General features: G+C 43.4%; 15 protein-coding genes and 1 pseudogene. 4 read left to right on the top strand and 12 right to left on the bottom strand.

The window, feature by feature from the left end:
* Positions 1-164: 164 nt before the first annotated feature.
* Positions 165-1,598, top strand: a complete 1,434-nt coding sequence (locus tag GKD17_RS14505; protein ID WP_007832567.1) for an aspartate ammonia-lyase — start codon at positions 165-167, stop codon at positions 1,596-1,598.
* Between the two features lie 219 nt (positions 1,599-1,817).
* Here the strand turns inward: GKD17_RS14505 and GKD17_RS14500 are convergent, their stop codons facing one another.
* From GKD17_RS14500 to GKD17_RS14480, 5 genes are all read right to left on the bottom strand, one after another.
* Positions 1,818-2,198, bottom strand: a complete 381-nt coding sequence (locus GKD17_RS14500; protein ID WP_005851610.1) for a lipocalin-like domain-containing protein — start codon at positions 2,196-2,198, stop codon at positions 1,818-1,820.
* Between the two features lie 58 nt (positions 2,199-2,256).
* A complete protein-coding gene (locus GKD17_RS14495; RefSeq protein WP_007832568.1) occupies positions 2,257-3,744 on the bottom strand; it encodes a capsule assembly Wzi family protein in 1,488 nt (495 codons plus the stop codon).
* Positions 3,745-3,912: 168 nt separating this feature from the next.
* Complete coding sequence (locus GKD17_RS14490) at positions 3,913-6,144, bottom strand: S9 family peptidase (protein WP_007832569.1); 2,232 nt, start codon at positions 6,142-6,144, stop codon at positions 3,913-3,915.
* 130 nt (positions 6,145-6,274) lie between these two features.
* A complete protein-coding gene (locus tag GKD17_RS14485) occupies positions 6,275-7,465 on the bottom strand; it encodes a C1 family peptidase (protein WP_007832572.1) in 1,191 nt (396 codons plus the stop codon).
* A gap of 31 nt (positions 7,466-7,496) precedes the next feature.
* Positions 7,497-9,095, bottom strand: coding sequence for a dipeptidase (locus tag GKD17_RS14480; protein WP_007832573.1), 1,599 nt, complete (start codon positions 9,093-9,095; stop codon positions 7,497-7,499).
* Between the two features lie 143 nt (positions 9,096-9,238).
* Between GKD17_RS14480 and GKD17_RS14475 the strand changes: the two genes are divergently transcribed.
* Positions 9,239-9,817, top strand: a complete 579-nt coding sequence (locus tag GKD17_RS14475) for a Crp/Fnr family transcriptional regulator (protein ID WP_007832575.1) — start codon at positions 9,239-9,241, stop codon at positions 9,815-9,817.
* On the opposite strand, the gene GKD17_RS14470 is transcribed toward GKD17_RS14475, so the two are convergent.
* The 7 genes and pseudogenes from GKD17_RS14470 to GKD17_RS14440 all read right to left on the bottom strand — a co-directional run bounded on the left by GKD17_RS14470 (position 9,814) and on the right by GKD17_RS14440 (position 18,311).
* Positions 9,814-11,286 (bottom strand): DUF3943 domain-containing protein, encoded by a 1,473-nt coding sequence (locus GKD17_RS14470; protein WP_007832576.1) that lies wholly within the window; start codon positions 11,284-11,286, stop codon positions 9,814-9,816. The two genes, GKD17_RS14475 and GKD17_RS14470, sit on opposite strands and share 4 nt — an antisense overlap.
* Positions 11,287-11,322: 36 nt before the next feature.
* Positions 11,323-12,707, bottom strand: a pseudogene (locus GKD17_RS14465) (hypothetical protein).
* Positions 12,708-12,960: 253 nt separating this feature from the next.
* A complete protein-coding gene (locus tag GKD17_RS14460) occupies positions 12,961-14,619 on the bottom strand; it encodes an AMP-binding protein (protein ID WP_007832578.1) in 1,659 nt (552 codons plus the stop codon).
* 189 nt (positions 14,620-14,808) lie between these two features.
* Entirely contained in the window at positions 14,809-15,783 is a 975-nt protein-coding gene (locus GKD17_RS14455; protein ID WP_007840347.1) for a dihydroorotate dehydrogenase-like protein, read from the bottom strand.
* Positions 15,784-15,796: 13 nt separating this feature from the next.
* Positions 15,797-16,465 (bottom strand): YggS family pyridoxal phosphate-dependent enzyme, encoded by a 669-nt coding sequence (locus GKD17_RS14450; protein ID WP_007832580.1) that lies wholly within the window; start codon positions 16,463-16,465, stop codon positions 15,797-15,799.
* Between the two features lie 32 nt (positions 16,466-16,497).
* A complete protein-coding gene (locus GKD17_RS14445; RefSeq protein ID WP_007832586.1) occupies positions 16,498-16,980 on the bottom strand; it encodes a DUF4494 domain-containing protein in 483 nt (160 codons plus the stop codon).
* Positions 16,981-17,075: 95 nt separating this feature from the next.
* A complete protein-coding gene (locus tag GKD17_RS14440) occupies positions 17,076-18,311 on the bottom strand; it encodes a fucose isomerase (protein WP_007832588.1) in 1,236 nt (411 codons plus the stop codon).
* 165 nt (positions 18,312-18,476) lie between these two features.
* Here GKD17_RS14440 and GKD17_RS14435 point away from each other — a divergent pair, with 165 nt between their 5' ends.
* Both GKD17_RS14435 and GKD17_RS14430 read left to right on the top strand, forming a co-directional pair.
* Positions 18,477-19,679 (top strand): pyridoxal phosphate-dependent aminotransferase, encoded by a 1,203-nt coding sequence (locus tag GKD17_RS14435; RefSeq protein WP_007832590.1) that lies wholly within the window; start codon positions 18,477-18,479, stop codon positions 19,677-19,679.
* A gap of 1 nt (position 19,680) precedes the next feature.
* Positions 19,681-20,925 (top strand): ABC transporter permease, encoded by a 1,245-nt coding sequence (locus GKD17_RS14430; RefSeq protein ID WP_007832592.1) that lies wholly within the window; start codon positions 19,681-19,683, stop codon positions 20,923-20,925.
* Positions 20,926-20,936: the final 11 nt, after the last annotated feature.

The following is a 20,936-nucleotide window of genomic DNA, read 5'->3' as shown; positions in this document are numbered from 1 at the left end:
ACTGAGTAAACTTTCATAATGTAAGTTTGTTGTCTGTTTTGCAGCAATAAACATGTATAAAATAATATTTTAAAATTATATCAGATTATATTTTGATATCAAAATGTTAGTTTATACCTTTGCTATATAAAATAAGAAATGATAAACTAATAAATAACCTGATCATGGAAACAAAACTTACAGAAGAAACCCGAGTAGAAAGTGATTTAATTGGTGCCCGCGAAATTCCGGCCAGTGCATTGTATGGTGTGCAAACTCTAAGAGGCATAGAAAATTTCCCAATTAGTAAATTTCATCTAAATGAATATCCGTTGTTTATTAACGGTCTTGCCATTACGAAAATGGCAGCTGCAATGGCTAACTATGAGTTAGGTTTATTAACTAAAGAACAAAAAGATGCCATAGTATTGGCGTGTCAGGAAATCTTAAATGGTGAGCATCATGAGCAATTCCCGGTGGATATGATTCAGGGAGGTGCCGGTACTTCTACCAATATGAATGCTAATGAAGTCATTGCTAACCGTGCTTTGGAGATTATGGGACACAAACGTGGCGAGTATCAATATTGCTCTCCTAATGACCATGTGAACTGCTCACAATCAACGAATGATGCTTATCCCACTGCAATCCATATTGGTATGTATTATTCTCATCTTCGTTTTCTTCCTTATTTGGAATCGCTGATTGGTGCATTCCATAAGAAAGGAGAAGAGTTTGCACATATCATCAAAATGGGGCGTACTCAGTTGGAAGATGCCGTACCTATGACTTTAGGTCAGACATTCAATGGTTTTGCCAGTATATTGAGAGACGAAATTCGTCATTTGAATGAAGCGGCGGCAGACTTCCTGACAGTAAATATGGGTGCTACCGCTATTGGTACAGGCATTTGTGCGGAACCGGGATATGCAGAAAAATGTGTGGAAGCATTGTGTGAAATTACAGGTTTTGATTTCAAATTGTCGTCAGATTTGGTAGGAGCTACTTCAGATACTTCCTGCTTGGTAGGTTATGCTTCAGCTTTAAAAAGGGTAGCCGTAAAAGTAAATAAAATATGTAATGATTTACGTTTGCTGGCCAGTGGACCGCGTTGTGGTTTAGGAGAATTCAACCTTCCGGCTATGCAACCGGGATCTTCTATAATGCCAGGTAAGGTGAATCCGGTGATTCCTGAAGTGATGAATCAGATTTGTTATAAAGTAATAGGTAACGAACTATGCGTGACTATGGCTGGCGAAGCTGCTCAAATGGAACTGAATGCTATGGAACCGGTGATGGCACAGTGTTGTTTTGAATCTGTAGATTTAATGGTCAATGGTTTTGAAACCCTGCGTACACGTTGTGTAGAAGGTATTACTGCTAATGCGGAACGCTGCAAGATTGAAGTGCATAACAGTATTGGTGTAGTAACCGCATTGAATCCGATTATTGGTTATAAAAATTCTACAAAGATTGCAAAAGAAGCGTTGGAAACAGGTAGAAGTGTCTATGAACTGGTCTTGGAACATGGTATTTTAAATAAGGAAGAGTTGGATACAATTCTAAGTCCGGAGAACATGTTGAAACCGGTAAAATTGGATATTAAGCCTAGAAGATAAATTTATTTCACCACAGACTACAGGAAAGTAAAGAACTTGTTTTATGAAGCCGGCTTCAATATTTGTAAAGCCGGCTCCATGAGTGGTGGCACTAGTTTTATTCCTGCCGATAAATTAATTTCTAGAAATCCGGCATAGTGTTTTGTCACCGCTATAGCGTATAAATTGTTTTTTCATATTTTATCAGCAGATAGTTTGCGTAGTCTGTGGTATACTTTTTTAGAACTTTCTGAATGTGAGGCGTGCATAATCAGATTTCAGAATTAGTTTCTTGCCTGTTGCTTTTTCCACTTTAAGATGATTAATAGCTTGATTAAGTCCGAAAGGTTTCAATTCATTCAGTGTCGTTAGTTTTTCTTCATCTCCCCGGTGGCGGAATTCACTCATGGTTACCTCATCTCCTTTATAAGAGAAACGTCCGATATGAGTGCCTCCATTTCCACCTTTGGCACTGATTTCCACCAAATGTAACTGGATACTATAATAAATGCGGTTACATTCTTCTATTTTTCCATTAGTATATTCTATAGTCATTAATTGCCATCTGCCATCTAATTTGCCATTGATGGGAGCTTTGTCACAACTGCTGATTCCCAGCATAAAGAGTATGAATAATAATATTTGTTTCATATGTTGATTGGGTTGACAGTTAAAACTTTTATTTATTGCCTGATTTGATAATTCCTTGTTTGCGGATAACCAGCATTCCACCATAATTATTTCCAAGCATGCTGCCGCGATCCATAGCTCCGGATACAGTGAAACTCCATCCTTTCAGTTGTTGTGGAGCATAAGTTACTTCAAACAAAGAGTTGAATTGTTTCTTTATTTCATTCAGAGGATTATCATAAGTACCCCAATGACGGGAGTAGGAGAGTAGCATACGATAACTCAGCGATTGGCAGGGGGAACCGCAGAATCCTATGTGATGTGCCAGTACACGGTTGCTGATAAAAGTAATCTGTCCATTCTTGTTGTAAATAGGTCCGGGAAGTAGAGGATTGCCTATTCCCATTCCCCAATGCTGCCATCCTTGATAGAGGTAATGATTGTAATAATTATCTTTAGCACTGATTTGCTCTTCAAACTCCCCCCAAAAGGAGTCATACAGCATAGGTCCGGTTTGATCCTTTGTTCCTAATCCTTCGTATACAAAAGTATCAATGAAGCGGTTTTTTGGAAAAGTTATTTCCAGTCCGATGTGTCCGTCTTTCCAGCGTCCGTATTGGAAAAACATTTGGGAGTGATCGTCGAAATAATGTTCATAATAGATTTTTACCTTCCACTGGTTAAGATAAGCTGTTGCGGCAAAATTCCAACTACCGACATGGTTTCCGTAGATGTTTACTTGTTCGCCTTCGGGTGTGGTATCATCTCCAGCCATAGGAACCAATACGCGCATAAAGTCAACAAACCGGGTAGGCATATCTATTACAGGCTCTTTTTGTCCTGCAATATATTGGTCTCCGCCGAATTGAGCGGACATTTGTATTCCTCCTTCAAATTCTACCGGAAAATGTTCTTTGTTTCCTACTTTGGCGAAAAGCGATTTACTGTGGTAAAGTACATCAATGGCATATTTGTTACCTATGGAAGTGAAATGTTCCTGCCATTTGTCATCAGTAAAACGTCCATAGGCTATGTGTCCTTTCAAATAAAGCCATTTATGGGTACCTGGTATGGCTACATAATAGGGAACTTCCAAGCGTACTTGGGGAATGGGGCGGGCATTATTTGATTCTACCATGCCTCCACTGCTTAACTTGGAATTCTTTAATTCGGGCAAGCGTTCTTTACTGCCGATGCTCAGGTTCAACCATCGGTAGCTAAGGTCTGCATAGGCCTGTTGGATGATGAATGAGGAGGTGAAATTGTAGGCGGTTGCCAAATCCAGTCCTGCACTGAAGCCGAAATGTTGGTTTAATGGCATTGTGTGTGCAATTCCTGCCCGTAAATAACCATTTTCAGTATTGACAGAAGATAAACCTTGCCTATTGGCAGTAAGCCACATAGGTGCGTAAGTTCCTTTACCCGATGTTCCTCCCATCTCAACGGTATATTCTGTTTTGACAGGGAATTGGGCATTGATGTGCTGCGTAATGGATATTAACAGAAATAGTAATAAGAATAGTTGTATTTTCTTCATTTAGTTTATGTGTTTTGGTTTAGTGTAAAGTTTGCTAAAACGAAGCAGATTTATCAGTCTGCCATCCTGAACTTTTGTGGGTTTCTAATCACTTTATGTATATGAAAAGCTTCACTAATGCCCAGAATGGCAAACTATATAATCATATCAGCAAAAGTTTTGGCATATTTATTTTCCTCCGGCAGGCAGGTTTTTCAACCAGTAATCAGCCATTGTCTTTCGCAGATGCAAGCTGGTTCCCTCGCCTTCATAAATTCCATGGGAACGCATAGGGTAAGAAATCTGTGAGAAGATCTTTCCGTGCCGTACCAGTTCATTGACCAACATTTCACAATTCTGGTAATGGACATTATCATCTCCTGTACCGTGAATTAACAGCAAGTTGCCTTTCAATCCTGCTGCATACGAGATGGGAGACCCTTTGCGGTAACCCTCCGGATTATTTTGAGGGGTGTTCATGTAACGTTCTTGATAAATCGTGTCATACAGACGCTGGTCTGCCACAAAAGCAATGGCAATGCCTGTGTGGAAAACATCGGGATAACGGAACATACTATTCAGAGTCTGGCTGCCTCCACCACTCCAGCCGGTGATACCGATACGTGTGGTGTCAATGAAAGAGTATTGACGTGCCAAGTCTTGGATGCCTCTTGCCTGATCTTCACTGGCAAAGGTTCCGACTTCTCCATAAATACATTTGCGCCATTCGCGTCCACGGGGTGCATTGGCACCACGGTTCTCGATGCTGACTATGATATACCCCAGGTTTGCCAAGTATTGGTGCCATAAACTTCCTCCGCTCCATACATCCTGTACAGTGGCGTTGGCAGGTTCTCCATAGACATCAATTATGACCGGGTATTTTTTGCTGGGATCAAAGTTTACGGGTTTGATCATCCATGCATCCAGTTCCAATTCTCCTGAACGGGTTTTTACAAATTCTTTTGGTTGTAGCCCCAAGGCTTTGTATTGCTCCTTGGCTTTTGCATTGTCAGTAATCAGACGTACACTTTTATGGGCAGGGAAAGACACCATGTCGATTACAGGGGGAGTTTCCGAGTTACTGAATGTATGGACTGCCCATTTGCCGGACGGTGACATGATATAACGATGTTGCCCGCTTTGGTCAACAGGACTTAGCCGCTTTACCTCTCCATTGCCGAAAAGACGTGCCTGGTAGAGATAGCGCTGGGTGAAGTTGTCGGGAGAAGCGATAAAGTATACAAAACCTTTATCCATATCCGCACCTACTTCTTGAATATAATCAAAAGCTCCTTGGGTGATGGGCTTGATTTCTTTACCATCACGGCTTACACGATACAGGTGGCGCCATCCGTCACGTTCGCTTTCCCAAGTGAAATACTTGTTCCCTTTCAACCAACGCACATTGTCATTCGTTTCCAACCATGCGGCATCTTGATCGGTAAAGATATTGACGGGGGTATTTTCACCTATTTTCGCAATCCATACTTTATTGGTGTTTTGGGCACGGTTCATTTGCTGGATGAACAGTTCGTTGCAGCCCGGAATGAATTCCATACGGGGAATATAGTGGTTACGTGCATCACCGGGAAGAGCCAGCCAAGTGGTGTTTCCACCGTCGGCGGATACATAGCCTACTTTTACAGCGGAGTTTGCTGTTCCGGCTTTAGGGTAAGGAAAACGTTGGATTTTAGGATAAATGGAATCTACATTATTGATGATATCAAACCATCCCGTACCTTGGGTATCGCTTTGCCAATAGGCTATGTATTGTCCGTCGGGACTCCAGCGGAAACCGTCGCGGCAGTTGAATTCTTCTTCGTATACCCAGTCGAATGTTCCGTTTACAATTTCATTATTTCCGTCTTGAGTTAGTTGGTTGATTTTCCCGTCAACCAGACTCTCTACGTAAATGTTGTTTCTGGAGACATATGCTACCCGGCTGGCATCCGGCGAGAACTTGGCGAACATTAAGGTAGCTTCCGGCAAGCTTTTGCCCAATTGTTGCAGTTTGCCGTTTTTCAAATTAAGCACCCAGTAATCACCGCGGGTATCATAACGCCATACGCGACGAGTATTGGTGTAGATCAATACTTTGGAGTTATCTTCGCTGAATATGAAATTGCGGACAGAGATAGGTTTTCCTGTTTGCGGATTCAGAAGCATATTGGCAGGGATCAGCACTTCTTTGGAATTGTCCTTTGCTTTATAGGCAGTGACTTCGTATGCTCCCTCGGCATTTTTTTCTATTTTGGAATAACGTTCTCCATCTTTCATCCAACTCACGTTGCTTCCGCCTTCTGTCTTGATCAGTCCTCCGTATACAGCTTCCTCCAATGTGGGGATATGTTGCGCATGAGTTGTGGTTCCGAGACAGAATAAACATAAGACTAATGTAAATAAGTTCTTTTTCGTCATAGTTATTATGAATCTTTTACTAAAAAATAGATGTCCATTTGAAAACACAAGTATGTATTGGGAATCCAGATATCTGTTTTCAAAAAACGGGCGTCTATTTTAGAAAAACGGACGCCTGCTCTTTTCTTTTTTATTTAATTCCTAATTTCTGTTTGATTGCAGCCGGAATAGCATCTTTATGCACCATGAGGAAAATAGTCTTGGCACGTACATAGCTTTCGGACATATTCAGATAACCGCCAAATGTATTGCGTTCTGTACCCCAAGAATTTTTGGTGATATAGTATTTGGTCCCGTTCTGGTCTTTGGTAATACCGGTAAGATGCATCAGGTGGTCATCTGTAGTGACAAATGCTTCATAACCTTCCTGACGGACTTCCGGAGTGACATTTACTTCGGGACACGGTTTTTCAAATTTGTAGGCTTCCGCCAGCATCTCTTTTTGTTCTTTAGGGTCCATCTTTTCAAAACGTGCACGGTCGGAACCCGAGAGGTCTTCCACTTTTTTCACTACCGGATTGATGGCTACACCATTTTTGAATGAAAAACCTTTTTCACTGACATCACCGTCCCAACATACGGTATATCCGTGGGTCAAAGCATAGTCGGCAACTTCCATCATTTCGTCCAGCGGAAGATTGTACATTTGTTCATTTTCCCAATTGTCGGGTACTTCCGGAGAGAATTTCTGGTAATACGGTTTGTGAGTGAAACTAGTCAGTTCAATATAATCGTCCATGTTCAAACCCAGACTTTCGGCAAAAGATTTCGGAGTGTATTCTTTTCCTTTGTAAGTGAACTTTTCAGGAAGTTCTCCTAGATAAGTATCGAAAAGATTGTTGATCAGCTTGTAGTATTCCGCGCTGCGACGTTTCATTTTAACGGCTGTGTTTCCTAAAGCGTTGATGTATCTCACCATTTCACCATGGTTATGTTTCTCTGAGTTATAATTGATTCCGTGATATACTTCCTCGGGTACGATACCCACTTGATTGAAAGCGTTCTTCCATGTGTGTGAAAGGCTTCCTTGTCCTAAATTCCCGTTGCCTCCCCGGTAATAGTTGTCTTCCAATTGGTTTAAGTACTTTTGGCGTACAATGAACATTTCAGAAAGGTCATATTCTCCTTTGCCCATACGGAGCAGTTCGGATTCCATGAACGAAGTGGTGGCAAAGCACCAGCAAGTTCCGGTAGAGGCCTGATTTTTGACAGGAGTTGCTTTCTGTGATGCAACAGTCGTGAATTTGTAACCACTTTCTTGTGCATACATGGCTGATGCGCAGCATAGCAGTGCGGCTAGTGTGAATACTTTTGTCTTCATAAGTTTGTTTTTAATATGATAAGGTTAACAATTAAAAGCCGAAGCGTGACTCAATCCAATATTGGTTTGCCATTTCGTCCCAGCGAAGGATGGTGGCGCCTATAAAGTCTGCCGTATAGTCTGTGAGATAAGCACGGGCGGCTTCTTCTCCTTTGGATTGAAGGATACTTTGGTATTGTGCTTCCACAAATGGAAGTTCCCGTTGTCCTTTTTCCTCGAAATGACGAATATTTTTTTCCATTACTTTACGGGCAGCTCCCCATCTTACAGCAGCCAGTTTGTTGGCGCGGCGATAGTGCCATAAGGCGGCATCGTCGCGATAGCGGTGGTTACCGCAGATTTTATACATAGCAGGGAAATCAGTAATGCCACAGAATACCGGAACGCGCGGGCTTTGTCCGGGATTGTCCATAGAGAACCATACCACACCACCTACTGCATCGGGCAGCCAGTTGCGCAATTGGATAACTGTAGAATAAGCACATTGCGGAACTGCGATATTGCGTACTGATTTCACAACTCCTTTTTTAATACCGTTCAGCATATTCAGTTCATCGCCACGCATCCACGGATTGGCTTTCGGGCTGATAATGGTGTCTACTTTTCCGGTTTTTCTATCTTTTACCGTAACTTTCAGATTCTGTGTCATATCCAGCGGCGTTCCTTCGTATGTTTCCCGGAGCAATGCCATAACATCTGTTACAGATACTTGCTTGTCGGGTTTTACACTGATAGGCAGTTCTTCTGCTTCATAATCAAGCTTTAATGACGGTGCCAGTGCATTCAGGATAAAGTGCTCGCGGGTGCTGAAGGATTTCAGTTGGCCGGAGTAATTCTTTCCGCTATAGGCTTTCCAAAATTTAAAAGGTTCTTTTCCATCCCAATACCCTAATTTTTTAGCCACGTCAAATACATTTTCGGAAGCCATATAGTGGTCGGGATCTTTCAGATTGAGGGTGCTGATCCGTGAGATATTGGCAGATACGCCTACATGATCATCCGGAATACGGACTGCCGCCCATACTCCGCCAATTTTATCTTTTCCTTCTCCGAAAACTTCGAAATGCCATACTTCATTAGGATCGGCGATGGTCAGGCATTCACCGCTGTCGCCATAGCCATATTGTTTTACGAGATCTCCCATCAGGCGGATAGCCTCACGGGCTGTTGTACAGCGTTGTAACGCCACACGTTGCAATTCTTCAATCATAAACATACCCTTGGGATTTTCCAGATCCCTGCGTCCGCTTACGGTAGTTTCACCTATTCCCAGTTGCTTTTCGTTGATACAAGGGTAGGAGGTGTCCATGAAGGCATATGTTTTTCTCGCTTGTGGTATTTGCCCCTTGATTTTTACATTAGTCTGGTCGGCTACAAACTCGGTGTGCATACGGCCATCGTAAATATTCATTACAGTATCCCTTTCATAACTTTCTGCCGGAACCATGTTTACCCAGGTTCGGTACCAGCTGTCGCATGTATGACTGGTTATAACTGATCCATCGGTAGTTGCTTTCTTTCCTACCATAATGCTAGTGCAGCTTTCTGGATCCTTTGTGTAATTCGTTTGGGCTGTGACACTTTGTGCCATGACTAAACCCAGGATTGTTAAAGAGGCTAGTAGTTTCATAAAGGTCGTTTTATTACTATTGCGTTTCAAAAGTATATAAAAAAAACTATTATTCAGAACATTATCGGCTTAATTTTGTTATTTGTATCTATTTATTCGGCCTTTTTTTGTATTTTTGCAAAAAATACAAAAATTGGGAGCACATGACAACTAGTATAGACATAGCTAGAAGGATAGCAGAAGTTAACCATCCTCTCAGTAGAGAAAGTGTTCACGCATTAGCCGAAATTTTAGTTTGTAGAAAATATCGTAAAGGGGAGATTGTTTTGCAGGCCGGTGAGGTGTGTAAAGCAATGTTGTTTATAGAAAAAGGAATGCTCAGACAATTTTATTATAAGTATGATAAAGATCTGACTGAGCATATCGGTTATGAGAACGGAATGATTATTTGCATAGAGAGTTATTTTAAACAGGAGCCCACCCGCTTGATGGTGGAAACTTTGGAAGCATCCGTGGTATGGGAGTTACCCCGTGTGGAAGTGGAGAAATTGATAGATCAATATCACGATATCGAACGTCTTTATCGCAGCTTTATCGAACATTCTTTGATAGAGTCACAGGTAAAGGCGGACACACTTCGTTTTGAACCGGCTCATGAGCGTTATAACAAACTGTTGCAACTTCATCCCGAGATATTGAAGCGTGCGCCTCTTGTATACATCGCTTCCTTATTACAGATGACTCCCGAAACCTTGAGCCGTGTCCGTTCTTCATTGCTTTAGAATTGATAAATTAATCCTAATCGGGTTTCAAAGGTCTTATATCTTACGTCCTCATGGTAGGAATAATGTGTGTGGCGGTAGTAATAGGACACTTCCATATTGGCCTTGAAGTGGGAACTTAGATTTAGCTCGATAATCGGATTCACCACAGCGAGCATTACATTTCCTTTGTCTCCCTGCGCATTCAGATAGAGCGGATCTATTGTTTCCAAATCTTTATGTTCGTATCCTTTCCAGGTAAAAATCTGGTAAAGATGCATATTCAGTGCGAACATGCCGTAACGGCCGAAATCCAGAATGGTGTTGTTCTTGATGCTGTATCCGCTTCCCATATTGTAATTGCGGTCTATTACGTTGTAATAGTCGGTAAGGCTTCCACCCAGCAGGATGGCACTCAGGAATACACGTTGCTCCAAATTTACCAGACTGTTCATTTGAGGGAATTTATAAATCATACCCGGTCCCACACTGGCAGCTTCCGAAATCTTGTAAGGGATACGTCCCGATCCGTCAATCACTTCCTCGGAATCAAAATAGTTGAAGTGCTGGAAGATACCGAACATCATTTCCATGCCGGTAGTGGTTTTCAGGGGGACACCCCATAGTTTGCCCATCAGGTTGATCTGGCTGATAAGAGGCTGGTTCCCGGAAAGACCGAAGGTGGCCCGTGCGGTGAAATAATCGTATGGGCCGTCATTCACTTTATCGAAAGCATCTCCGTATTGTACCCGGAATTCAAGGTAGGGATTGTGCTCTCCACGGAACAGGTAATTGTCGTCGGCCAGATAACGGTCACCGGCACCTATGGAAAAGTGTACCGGAATGCGGTCGTAATCGTGGTATTTGTAATGAGAGCGTTTTACTTGCCACATCTCGCCGGTTATCATTCGGTTCAATCCCCGCATGGGGCAGATCAGGGTTCCCAAAAACTCGCGGGTGAAACGTGAGAAACCACGCTTGGAGTCGTCCAGTACCAAAGAAGACATACGGTGCGTTACTTCTCCCAGGGCGATGCCGCCTAGGGTGGTTGCCATCAGGTCATTGATGGCGGGCGGCTCCACTTCTGCGGCTATTTCCCACATCAAACTACCAGCAAAGGCGTATGGAGTTGATTCCCAAAAGGTAAGTCCGTTGCTGCGTGCTGCATTGAAATAGAGATTTCCGTGATAGGGGTGGGCGAACAGGTTGGTGGAGAATTGGTCGTTATCCCATACAAAACCATGCTTGATATTGCGCCGTATGCTGCCGATACTGATTTTGGCAAAGTCTTCGTTCATTACATAACGGTCGAATGCCCATACTCCGACATTCATTCCGAAAGTTTCGGCAGCGGCACGCCAAGGGTGTTTTTTTTGCAGGCGAGGGTCGGTGAATGTATAAATGGAATCGGAGCGGTGGAGTATCTGGGCTGTGACATTCCCAGCACTTAATGCCAGCAGGCAGACTAATGCGATATGCTGTAGTTTCATATTGTATGAATTAGTTTATACTAGTGTGACGGCTGCTTAAAATAAGATAACACCTGCTTCGAAAATAGGTTTTTTTCGTAGAACTTATTTTTATCATAGTAGCGCGTCATGCCGTAACCACCCGATGCAAAGAAACTGATTCTGGATTTGAATTTATATTCCAGATTGATACGGGCTTGTAATGAATACATGCGTTCCGGTGTTTCCGCATCTTCATTTTCAAAGTTTTCTATATGGAAATAACCTAAGTCGCCACTTAGTTCCAGTTTGGAGGCGATGGGATAGTAAAGACCGGTACGATAGAACACACAGCCCGAAAATTTGTCATTCAAATCCAGATAGTGTGTACCGATACCCAGCATGGTATAACTCCGGCGGTTTTTAAAACGCACGGCAGCATTCAGTTTGCTGGTGTTACCTGCAAACAGCATCATCTGGATACGGGTTTTAGGAGTGATATTCACCAAACCTAGTTTATGGGCGGTAGTATCCTTGCTATGGTTGATGATTCCTATTTGTATCCCTTTTACATTCCCGCCGCACAGGTTGAGTAAACCGATTTGCGCACCGCTTACTTCTCCGGCATAGTTGCCGGGAGCGAACTGCACACCGCGTAACTTGCCTTGGCAAACATTGGTCAGTCCTGAGAATTGCAGGGCATTTTCCGTTTTGACGGCGATATTTACCGCACCGCAAAGCTGCAAGCCTCTGATTTCTCCGGCAGCGATATTGCTGATGGCGGAGAATTGCATACCATTCACGTTTACACCTACATTACCAATGGCTGAGACTTGAGCGCCTTTGGCTTCTCCGCCACTGATATTGAGCAGGGTGGAAACTTGTGCTCCGTTCAGTTTCTCGGCAGATACGTTCATAAGTCCGCTGATAGCGACACCATTTTGTGATTTTCCGGCAATGTTGGCCAAGCCGGCTATCTGAACTCCTTGGGCTTTGTTGCCGGCCAGATTCATCAGACCGCCGATGGTAACTCCTCTTGATATGTTTCCGGCAATGTTGCCTAATCCGGAAAATTGAATACCGTTGGCTTTCCCTCCGGCAACATTCATCAGTCCGCTGAGCATAATGCCATTGGCATTGCCTCCGGCTACATTGGCAATACCTCCTAGTTGGAAACCGGAGGCGTGGCATCCGGTAATGCTGGCCAGACCGGAGATTTGGAAACCCGTCATATCGTTTTGTACAACACTGGACACAGCGTTGATGCCGATTCCTTTCAGTTGATAGATATTTGTAAGCAGACCGATATTCAGATAAGTGGTTTTGACACTGTCTTTCTTCGCGGAAATGTTCAAGGAGATGTTGGGACCCTTTTTAAGCTTGTCCTTTTTCTGGGCAAAAGCAGGAGTTGACATACCTGCACAATATCCTAAAAGGAGTATTGCTGCTATACGCATATTCATTTTCATACATTTTTAGTTTCTTGGGTGCAAATGTAATAAAAATGTAGATATAAGGGGGAATTATGGGGAGAATTGATCGGGGTGAAAAAGTAAAATTATGTTTTGTATTGTCTCCTTTCACGTATCATGATCCAGGTGCCCATATATGCGGATGTATAACCTGTAACATATATAATGTATAGCCTGCAACATCTATAATCTTCAGACTTATACATTATATATGTTGCAGGCAGGTTCTTTTTTCTGTCAGGTGTTATTTTACTTCCTGATATAAGAAACGTTTGATACTCTTTTTAGGAGTTTTCTCGAATTCTTCCGGATAGATTTTTACACGGGCTATTTGTGAATATGCAGGAAGTTCTGTATTCAAGTTGATACGGTTCTCTTCCATTGCCTGTGTTATTGCGTCATTATCCAGCCCATGAGCAAAGGCATCGTCGAAATCGGGATAAACCAAAGCCGCCAGTTTGCTGTCTGCCTGCTGTATGATAATACTTTCTGAAACGAACGGCATGTTATTCAATTTATCTTCAATCTCTTCCGGATAAATATTCTGTCCCGATGGACCTAACAGCATGTTTTTGCTGCGTCCCTTGATGGTAACATTGCCTTCCGCATCCATAACACCCAGGTCACCGGTATGCAACCAGCCGTCCTTGTCTATTACCTCGGCGGTAGCTTCGGGATTCTTGTAATAGCCTAACATTACATTAGGTCCTTTGCATACTATCTCACCTACTATATTCTCAGGGTCGGGGCTCAATATTTTGACTTCCATACGGGGAGCCGCCTTTCCGCAGGACCCTAGCTTGAAATATTTCCAATCTTCATAACAGATAATTGGAGCACATTCAGTCATGCCATATCCCACGGTATAGGGGAAATCTATACTTTTCAGGAACTGCTCTATTTCTTGATTGAAAGCGGCGCCTCCTACAATAATTTCGTAAAAATTACCTCCGAAGGCATTAATCATCTGTTCTCGGACTGTGGCTTTGATTTTATCATTGATGATAGGAACTTTCAGTAAAATCTTCATAGCCGGGGTTTCCAGTTTGGGCAGTACATTCTTCTTGATGATTTTTTCGATAATCAATGGAACGGCTACTACCAGATTGGGTTTCACTTCGGAAAAGGCTTGGAAGATGATTTTCGGACTGGGGGTACGGGTCAGGAAATAAATATGGCATCCCACACAGAATTCATAAAGGAACTCGAAAGCCAGTCCGTACATGTGTGCCATAGGGAGCATGGAAACCAGCTTGTCACCCGGATTCATTTTCAAGACATCAAAAGCGAACTGGGTATTCGACCACAATGCGCGGTAAGGAATCATCACTCCTTTGGAATAACTGGTCGTGCCGGAAGTATAGTTGATCACAGCCAGTTCTTCCGGTGTATCCCGGCGGTAGCTGACATGTTCCCGGCGGAAATTGCGCGGATATTTCTTTCCGAACAGTTCATTCAGATGATCGCGTGCATAGTCCAATTTGGAACTGCGAGACACTAGCAGGGTATAGTCATTCATCAAGATAACCCCTTCTAACAACGGCATGGCATTTTCATTCAGATTCTCCCATACCATATCGCCTACCATTAACAGGCGTGCTTCCGAGTGATTGACTATATTATGAATGTTGTCCGATTTGAATTCGTGAAGAATGGGAACAATGACTGCTCCGTATGTAACGGCAGCCAGGAAGGTAACTCCCCAATGAGAACTGTTGCGACCACAGACAGCTATCTTGTCTCCTTGCTTGATGCCGCTTAATTCGAAGATGATGTGTAGCTTTTCTATTTTGCGGGCTACATCTTTATATTGTAATGTGGCACCTTTATAATCTGTAAGGGCATCCAAATCCCAGTTTTTCTTTATGCTGTCTTCCAGGAAGGCAATAAAACTCTGCTCCATTGTATATACTCTTTTGTTTATATTTTGCACAAACTTTAATCAAATGTGCAAATATAAGACTTTCTTTGGAGCATACAAATTAAACAGAGGGAAAAAATAGTGGTTAGTGATTAGTAGTTAATGGGCTATGCTGTGATACCGCATGGATATGAACCACTAACCAACCAATTAATCACTAACCACTATTTTTCATTCTTTACTGCTGAAATACTTCATGAACTGTGTACGTTCAAACGGATTGCTGGCTCCAGTAGACAGCGCGTTCATCGAACTCTTGAATTCGCTGATATTCTTGTAGCCCTGCCGGTTCATCCATTGAGTTATTTCATTTGTCATATCTGCAATGACCTGATTGCCTCTTTGGTAGATGACACTGCATAATTCTACAGCCGAAGCGCCTGCCAGGATTGCTTTGACTATCGCTTTTCCATCGTGCACACCGCCTGAGATGGCATAGTCTGTCTGAGGAACTTGTGCCGAAGCGATAGCAGTCCAGCGCAGTCCGTTGGACAAGTCGGCAGGAGTACTGAATACATCGCCTGCAGAATATGTCATAGTGTCGATATTGATGTCCGGCTGGTAGAATCGGTTGAACAATACCACAGCATTGGCTCCGTTGGCATAAAGCTGGTTGATCAGTGCGATGGGGTTGGTCAGATTGCTGCCCAGTTTCACAATGACGGGGATGGAAATCTGTTTCTTGATACTGCTTACGATATCGATATGACGCTGTTCAAAAGAACCGCATTGATATTCTTTTTCGGTCTGCAAGGAAAGGATGTTGATTTCCAGTGCGTCGGCGCCTGCTGTTTCCACAGTACGGGCAAAGTCTGTCCATTCTGAGTTGCTGAAACAGTTGATGCTGGCAATGACAGGAATGGTGCAAAGCTTTTTAGTCTGTTCAATCAATGAAATATATTCGTTCAATGCATGAGAGCGTACATATGTGCTCAAGTAGTCATCTCCTTCGGGAGAACCATAAGTAGCCATGTGATGTGCTTCCATCATGATCTGCTCTTCGAAAACTGATTTCAAAACAATGGCTCCGGCGCCTGCCAGCTCCAGTTTCTTGTTCTTTTCAGCGCTGTTTGTAAGGCTGGAACTGCTGATAATAATAGGATTGCGCAGTGACAACCCGGCAAAAGTGGTTTTTAATTGAGTCATATAAATAGTAGTTTTAATAGTTTCGTTCTCCAAAGATTTTGCTTCCTACCCTGACTAGTGTACTTCCGGCTTCCACCGCCAGCGGATAATCGTGTGACATACCCATGGAAATTTCTTTGAAGTATTCTGAATCAGAAAAATAGCTCTGCTTGATTTCTTTGAAGAATGTATTTAAGGAACAAAATTCTCTTTTGATTTGTTCGTCGTCATCCACATTGGTCGCCATACCCATCACTCCTGATAAGCGGACATTTTTCAAATCCTTCCATCCGCCTGTATCCAGCATTTCCCTGCATTCGTCAAAAGAAAAACCGAATTTCGTTTCCTCTTGGGCGATATGTATCTGCAATAAACAAGGGATGACGCGATGGACTTTGGAAGCTTGTTTATTGACTTCAACCAATAATTTATACGAGTCTATGGCATGTATCATAGCTACATAAGGGGCCATGTATTTTACTTTGTTTGTTTGCAGGTGGCCGATGAAATGCCATTCAATGTCTTTGGGCAGGGTTTCATATTTCTGAGTCATTTCCTGCACGTGGCTCTCACCGAAAATACGCTGGCCGGCAGCATACGCTTCTTCCAATGCCTCGTTGGGATGGAATTTGGATACGGCTACCAGGCGGACCCCCGAAGGTAGTTCGGAAAGAACTTCTTTTAAATTTGCTTGAATGCTCATTATCTGTTATACTTTCTATTTTTTATCAGGCTTTATTCGGTTTTTCCGGCATCCGGAAATTCAGGTTTCACATCCGGTTCGGTTTCGTATGGGTAAACATCCATGATGGCGGTTTCGGCTACGGATGCAATCACGTAGTCTGCCATTGTACCTTTCATTCCTTCGTCCAGTTTCTTTACAGCGTCGCGCAGGTCGGAAGCTTGTACTAGTACGGTAGTGGAGGTCTTTTTTTCTGCTCCGCTTTTTTCGTCCAGCGTGATGAAGAACAGCTTGCACTTAAACCAGCGGTCGGCTGCATCTTCTTCAGAGGGGAACAGTTCGCTGTAGTTGGCTCGTTTGATGTCCGAAACAGTGAACTCACCGCTGATATACGGAGTGATTTCTTCAATAATACGGGCTTCTGCTTCAGTAAAGCTCAGCGCGTCAACCAAATAGGGTTCCGTTACTTTCTTGTTCATGCCGTTTTCCATGACTTTTTCGTAACGTATCTTACATTCAAACCAAGTATGCATCATAAAAGTTTATTGTTTTATTGAATATTAAATTGGATACAAAGATACAATTTATTTAATCTTCATCTCCTATTTTACTTAATTTCTTCATGCTTTCCTTATTCCACTAGTTTGCAGCTGTTCAATTGCATGAATTCGTGAATCACTTTTTCATGATCGCCCATTAATATGATGTGATGGTTACCTAAAGGATTACGCATAAAATAGTCTACCGATTTGTCCAGTTTGATTCTTGCTTGTGTGCGGCAGGCATTGATGTAGTTGGTATTTTCTATCAGTTGGCCTGTGGATACGAAATACTCGTCCAGGCATTCTCCCGCGCATTTTATCATCGTGATGCCTCCCGGATGCAAAATACCCTGTATGGCTATTCCGGTTTCTGTTTCAAAATGATTCCGGATGATAAACTGATCCACCATTTTGGTGGCAATCGTACAGTGAGCCATCACTATTTCGTTCAGGTCATCGTTGATGAATGCCGGATTCGCCATGAATCCTGCCTGGCCGGTCAGTGTCTTGGCGATGAGCAGAGTAAAGATGGATTGTAAGTCTCCTTCACATCCGGCCGGAATGCCTTCATCATTAAGCAGGGCAAGTGCCAGACATCCAGTTGTTCCTAATTTCTCAATCAGGGAGAAGCAGGAGAGGGTTACTGCATCCAGCTTTTTTTTCTCGCAAATAATTTTCACTGCCTGATAAAGACGCATGGCTTTCAGCAAATCTTCCGGAGTCCCTTCCCGGCAGGCAATGGCACGGTTGGCAAATACGGACGCCTCATATCCTATATCATCATCCTTTATCTGATAAAAAAGACAATACACTTCCTCCATGGGGATATCAATGAACTCTATTCCCCAGCGGCGTCTGGCAAGCAGGTAATCTACATTGCTGGCCACCAGCCACGGAGAAGAATATCCCACAACTCCGATTCGTTTTCCTCTTACCTCGCGCTGGGCGGCGAAAGCCTTGTGATGATCTATCAGTTGTCTCACCATATTGGGGATAGTGCCATGAATAATATGTACTTTCATTCCTTTGCTGCGTATCCATGTAGCTATTTCCAGGGAAGCAGCCAGTGAGTTCTGTTGTCCGTCGGTCAGCAGATGGATAGGATAGGGAAGTAGTTCGAAGTGTTGGGTGACCATTTTTTCTACCCCGCCCGAAGCGATGAAAGCCATCCGGTAGGCATCTGCCGGAATACTTGCAGCCTCTGTATAAGGTACCAGATGAAGCGTGAAAAACTTCTCGATTTCCACAAATAAATCTTTATGGCAATCATATACAGACTCAATTCTGTTCAAGGAGGACTGGAAGGTTATCAGGTATAGATTCATTTGATATTTTGCTTTGTTTTACTGGAACAAACTTACATGTTTTTTTTTAATAACCCTAAAAAATGCGCATTAAGATAACAAAGATTTAAATTCTTAATTAATTGTTTGCTCGGTTGGTTGCGAAAGTCTATCTTTGCACTTCGATTAAATAATTTTTATAACATTATGCCAATAATATCCATCAGAGGAAACGAGATGCCCGCATCGCCAATTCGCAAATTGGCACCGCTGGCCGATGCTGCAAAACAGAGAGGAGTTCATGTGTATCACCTGAATATCGGTCAGCCCGACCTGCCTACTCCGCGAGCGGCCCTTGATGCGATTCGTAATATTGACCGTACCGTTTTGGAATATAGTCCCAGCCAGGGATACCGCAGCTATCGCGAGAAGCTGGTGGGTTATTATAAGAAATATGACATCAACTTGTCTGCCGATGATATCATCATCACTACCGGAGGTTCGGAAGCGGTGCTGTTTGCTTTTCTGAGTTGCTTGAATCCGGGAGATGAGATCATTGTGCCGGAACCTGCCTATGCCAATTATATGGCGTTTGCCATTTCGGCGGGTGCCGTGATCCGCACGGTGACGACTACCATTGAGGAAGGGTTCTCCCTGCCGAAAGTGGAGAAGTTCGAGGAGTTGATAAACGAACGCACAAAAGCTATTCTGATCTGTAACCCGAATAATCCGACCGGCTATTTGTATACCCGCCGCGAGATGAACCAGATTCGTGACATGGTGAAGAAGTATGATCTTTACCTGTTCTCGGATGAAGTGTACCGCGAGTTTATTTATACCGGTTCTCCTTATATTTCTGCCTGTCACTTGGAAGGCATTGAAGAAAATGTGGTGCTGATTGACTCGGTGTCCAAGCGTTATTCCGAATGCGGCATCCGTATCGGTGCGTTGATTACCAAGAATAAGGAAGTGAGAAATGCCGTCATGAAATTCTGCCAGGCACGTCTGAGTCCTCCTTTGATCGGTCAGATTGCTGCCGAAGCTTCATTGGATGCCCCCGAAGAGTACACACGCGAGACGTATGACGAATACGTGGAGCGCCGTAAGTGCTTGATTGACGGGCTGAACCGTATTCCGGGTGTTTATTCACCTATACCGATGGGTGCATTCTATACGGTTGCCAAATTGCCGGTGGACGACAGTGAAAAGTTCTGTGCATGGTGTCTGTCGGAATTCAACTATGAAGGCGAGACGGTCATGATGGCTCCGGCTGCCGGATTCTATACTACTCCGGGTGCAGGCCGTAATGAGGTGCGTATTGCCTACGTGTTGAAGAAAGAGGATCTGGTCCGTGCGTTGTTCGTACTGCGTAAGGCATTGGAAGCATATCCCGGAAGAGTAGAAGACTGATATGGACTGGAAGCTCTTTATTGCCAGACGCATCTATCGCAGCAATGAGGGTGGAAAAGAGGTGTCCAAGCCTGCCGTCCGCATTGCTATGCTGGGCATAGCTATCGGGCTGGCCGTCATGATTGTGTCGGTAGCGGTGGTGATCGGTTTCAAACATGAGGTACGCGACAAGGTGGTAGGCTTGGGGGCCGATATCGTAATAACTAACTTCGACTCCCAGCAATCTTATCAGACGGTTCCCATTGTAGCCAACGACAGTTTGCTCCATCTGTTGAAAACACTGGAAGGAGTAAAGCACGTGCAGCGCTATTCCACCAAGCCGGGAATGATAATGACAAGCGACAGCTTTCAGGGAATGGTGCTGAAAGGTGTTTCTCATGAATACGACTGGAGGTTTTTAAAGAATCATTTGCAGGAAGGGGAGATTCCTGTTTTCTCGGATACTGCCTCTACTAATAAGGTATTGGTGTCCCGCACTATTGCCGACAGACTACATCTGAAACTGGGTGATAAAATCTATACCTATTATATAGAGGACAATGTGCGTGCACGTCGTCTTACTGTAGCTGGCATCTATCAGACCAATTTTTCCGCATACGATGATTTGTTTCTGATAACCGACTTATATACGGTGAACCGTTTGAATAGTTGGCAGAAAGGGCAGGTGAGTGGTATAGAACTGGAAGTGAATGAGTATAGCCGGTTGGAGTCGGTGAAAGAGGAAATCCGTGCACGGGTGGATACGCAGGTGGATGCATACGGAGGTACTTACTATACTCAGAGTGTGGAGGAAGTCAATCCTCAGATATTTGCATGGCTGGATTTGCTGGATATGAATGTGTGGGTTATCCTGTTTCTCATGACGGGGGTGGCAGGATTCACCATGATATCCGGTTTGCTGATTATCATTCTGGAACGTACCAATATGATCGGGGTGCTGAAAGCATTGGGTGCTGATAATTTTGCTATTCGTAAGATATTCCTCAGTTTTTCGGTATTCTTGATTGGCAGGGGGATGGTATGGGGAAATATCATCGGGGTGGCATTATGCTTTATTCAATCTCAATTTCATCTTTTCAAACTGGACCCTGCCACTTATTATGTAGATCGTGTTCCTATTGAATTCAATATTTGGATTTATTTGTTGCTGAATGTCTGTACCTTGCTGGTATCGGTGCTGATGCTTGTCGGGCCGTCATTTCTGGTGACGCGTATTCATCCGGCAAAATCTATTCGGTTTGAATGAGAAGATTCTCT

Origin of the sequence: Phocaeicola dorei (genome assembly GCF_013009555.1) — a bacterium.
GTDB classification, from domain to species: Bacteria; Bacteroidota; Bacteroidia; order Bacteroidales; family Bacteroidaceae; genus Phocaeicola; species Phocaeicola dorei.
This window is presented reverse-complemented; position numbering and strand designations above follow the sequence as displayed.

Excerpts from the sequence above, each read along its gene's own strand:
- GKD17_RS14485 (WP_007832572.1), bottom strand. The coding sequence starts at position 7,465 with ATGAAGACAAAAGTATTCACACTAGCCGCACTGCTATGCTGCGCATCA.
- GKD17_RS14475 (WP_007832575.1), top strand. The coding sequence starts at position 9,239 with ATGACAACTAGTATAGACATAGCTAGAAGGATAGCAGAAGTTAACCAT.
- GKD17_RS14505 (WP_007832567.1), top strand. The coding sequence starts at position 165 with ATGGAAACAAAACTTACAGAAGAAACCCGAGTAGAAAGTGATTTAATT.
- GKD17_RS14455 (WP_007840347.1), bottom strand. The coding sequence starts at position 15,783 with ATGACTCAATTAAAAACCACTTTTGCCGGGTTGTCACTGCGCAATCCT.
- GKD17_RS14490 (WP_007832569.1), bottom strand. The coding sequence starts at position 6,144 with ATGACGAAAAAGAACTTATTTACATTAGTCTTATGTTTATTCTGTCTC.
- GKD17_RS14480 (WP_007832573.1), bottom strand. The coding sequence starts at position 9,095 with ATGAAACTACTAGCCTCTTTAACAATCCTGGGTTTAGTCATGGCACAA.
- GKD17_RS14495 (WP_007832568.1), bottom strand. The coding sequence starts at position 3,744 with ATGAAGAAAATACAACTATTCTTATTACTATTTCTGTTAATATCCATT.
- GKD17_RS14470 (WP_007832576.1), bottom strand. The coding sequence starts at position 11,286 with ATGAAACTACAGCATATCGCATTAGTCTGCCTGCTGGCATTAAGTGCT.
- GKD17_RS14450 (WP_007832580.1), bottom strand. The coding sequence starts at position 16,465 with ATGAGCATTCAAGCAAATTTAAAAGAAGTTCTTTCCGAACTACCTTCG.
- GKD17_RS14445 (WP_007832586.1), bottom strand. The coding sequence starts at position 16,980 with ATGATGCATACTTGGTTTGAATGTAAGATACGTTACGAAAAAGTCATG.
- GKD17_RS14440 (WP_007832588.1), bottom strand. The coding sequence starts at position 18,311 with ATGAATCTATACCTGATAACCTTCCAGTCCTCCTTGAACAGAATTGAG.
- GKD17_RS14460 (WP_007832578.1), bottom strand. The coding sequence starts at position 14,619 with ATGGAGCAGAGTTTTATTGCCTTCCTGGAAGACAGCATAAAGAAAAAC.
- GKD17_RS14435 (WP_007832590.1), top strand. The coding sequence starts at position 18,477 with ATGCCAATAATATCCATCAGAGGAAACGAGATGCCCGCATCGCCAATT.
- GKD17_RS14500 (WP_005851610.1), bottom strand. The coding sequence starts at position 2,198 with ATGCTGGGAATCAGCAGTTGTGACAAAGCTCCCATCAATGGCAAATTA.
- GKD17_RS14430 (WP_007832592.1), top strand. The coding sequence starts at position 19,681 with ATGGACTGGAAGCTCTTTATTGCCAGACGCATCTATCGCAGCAATGAG.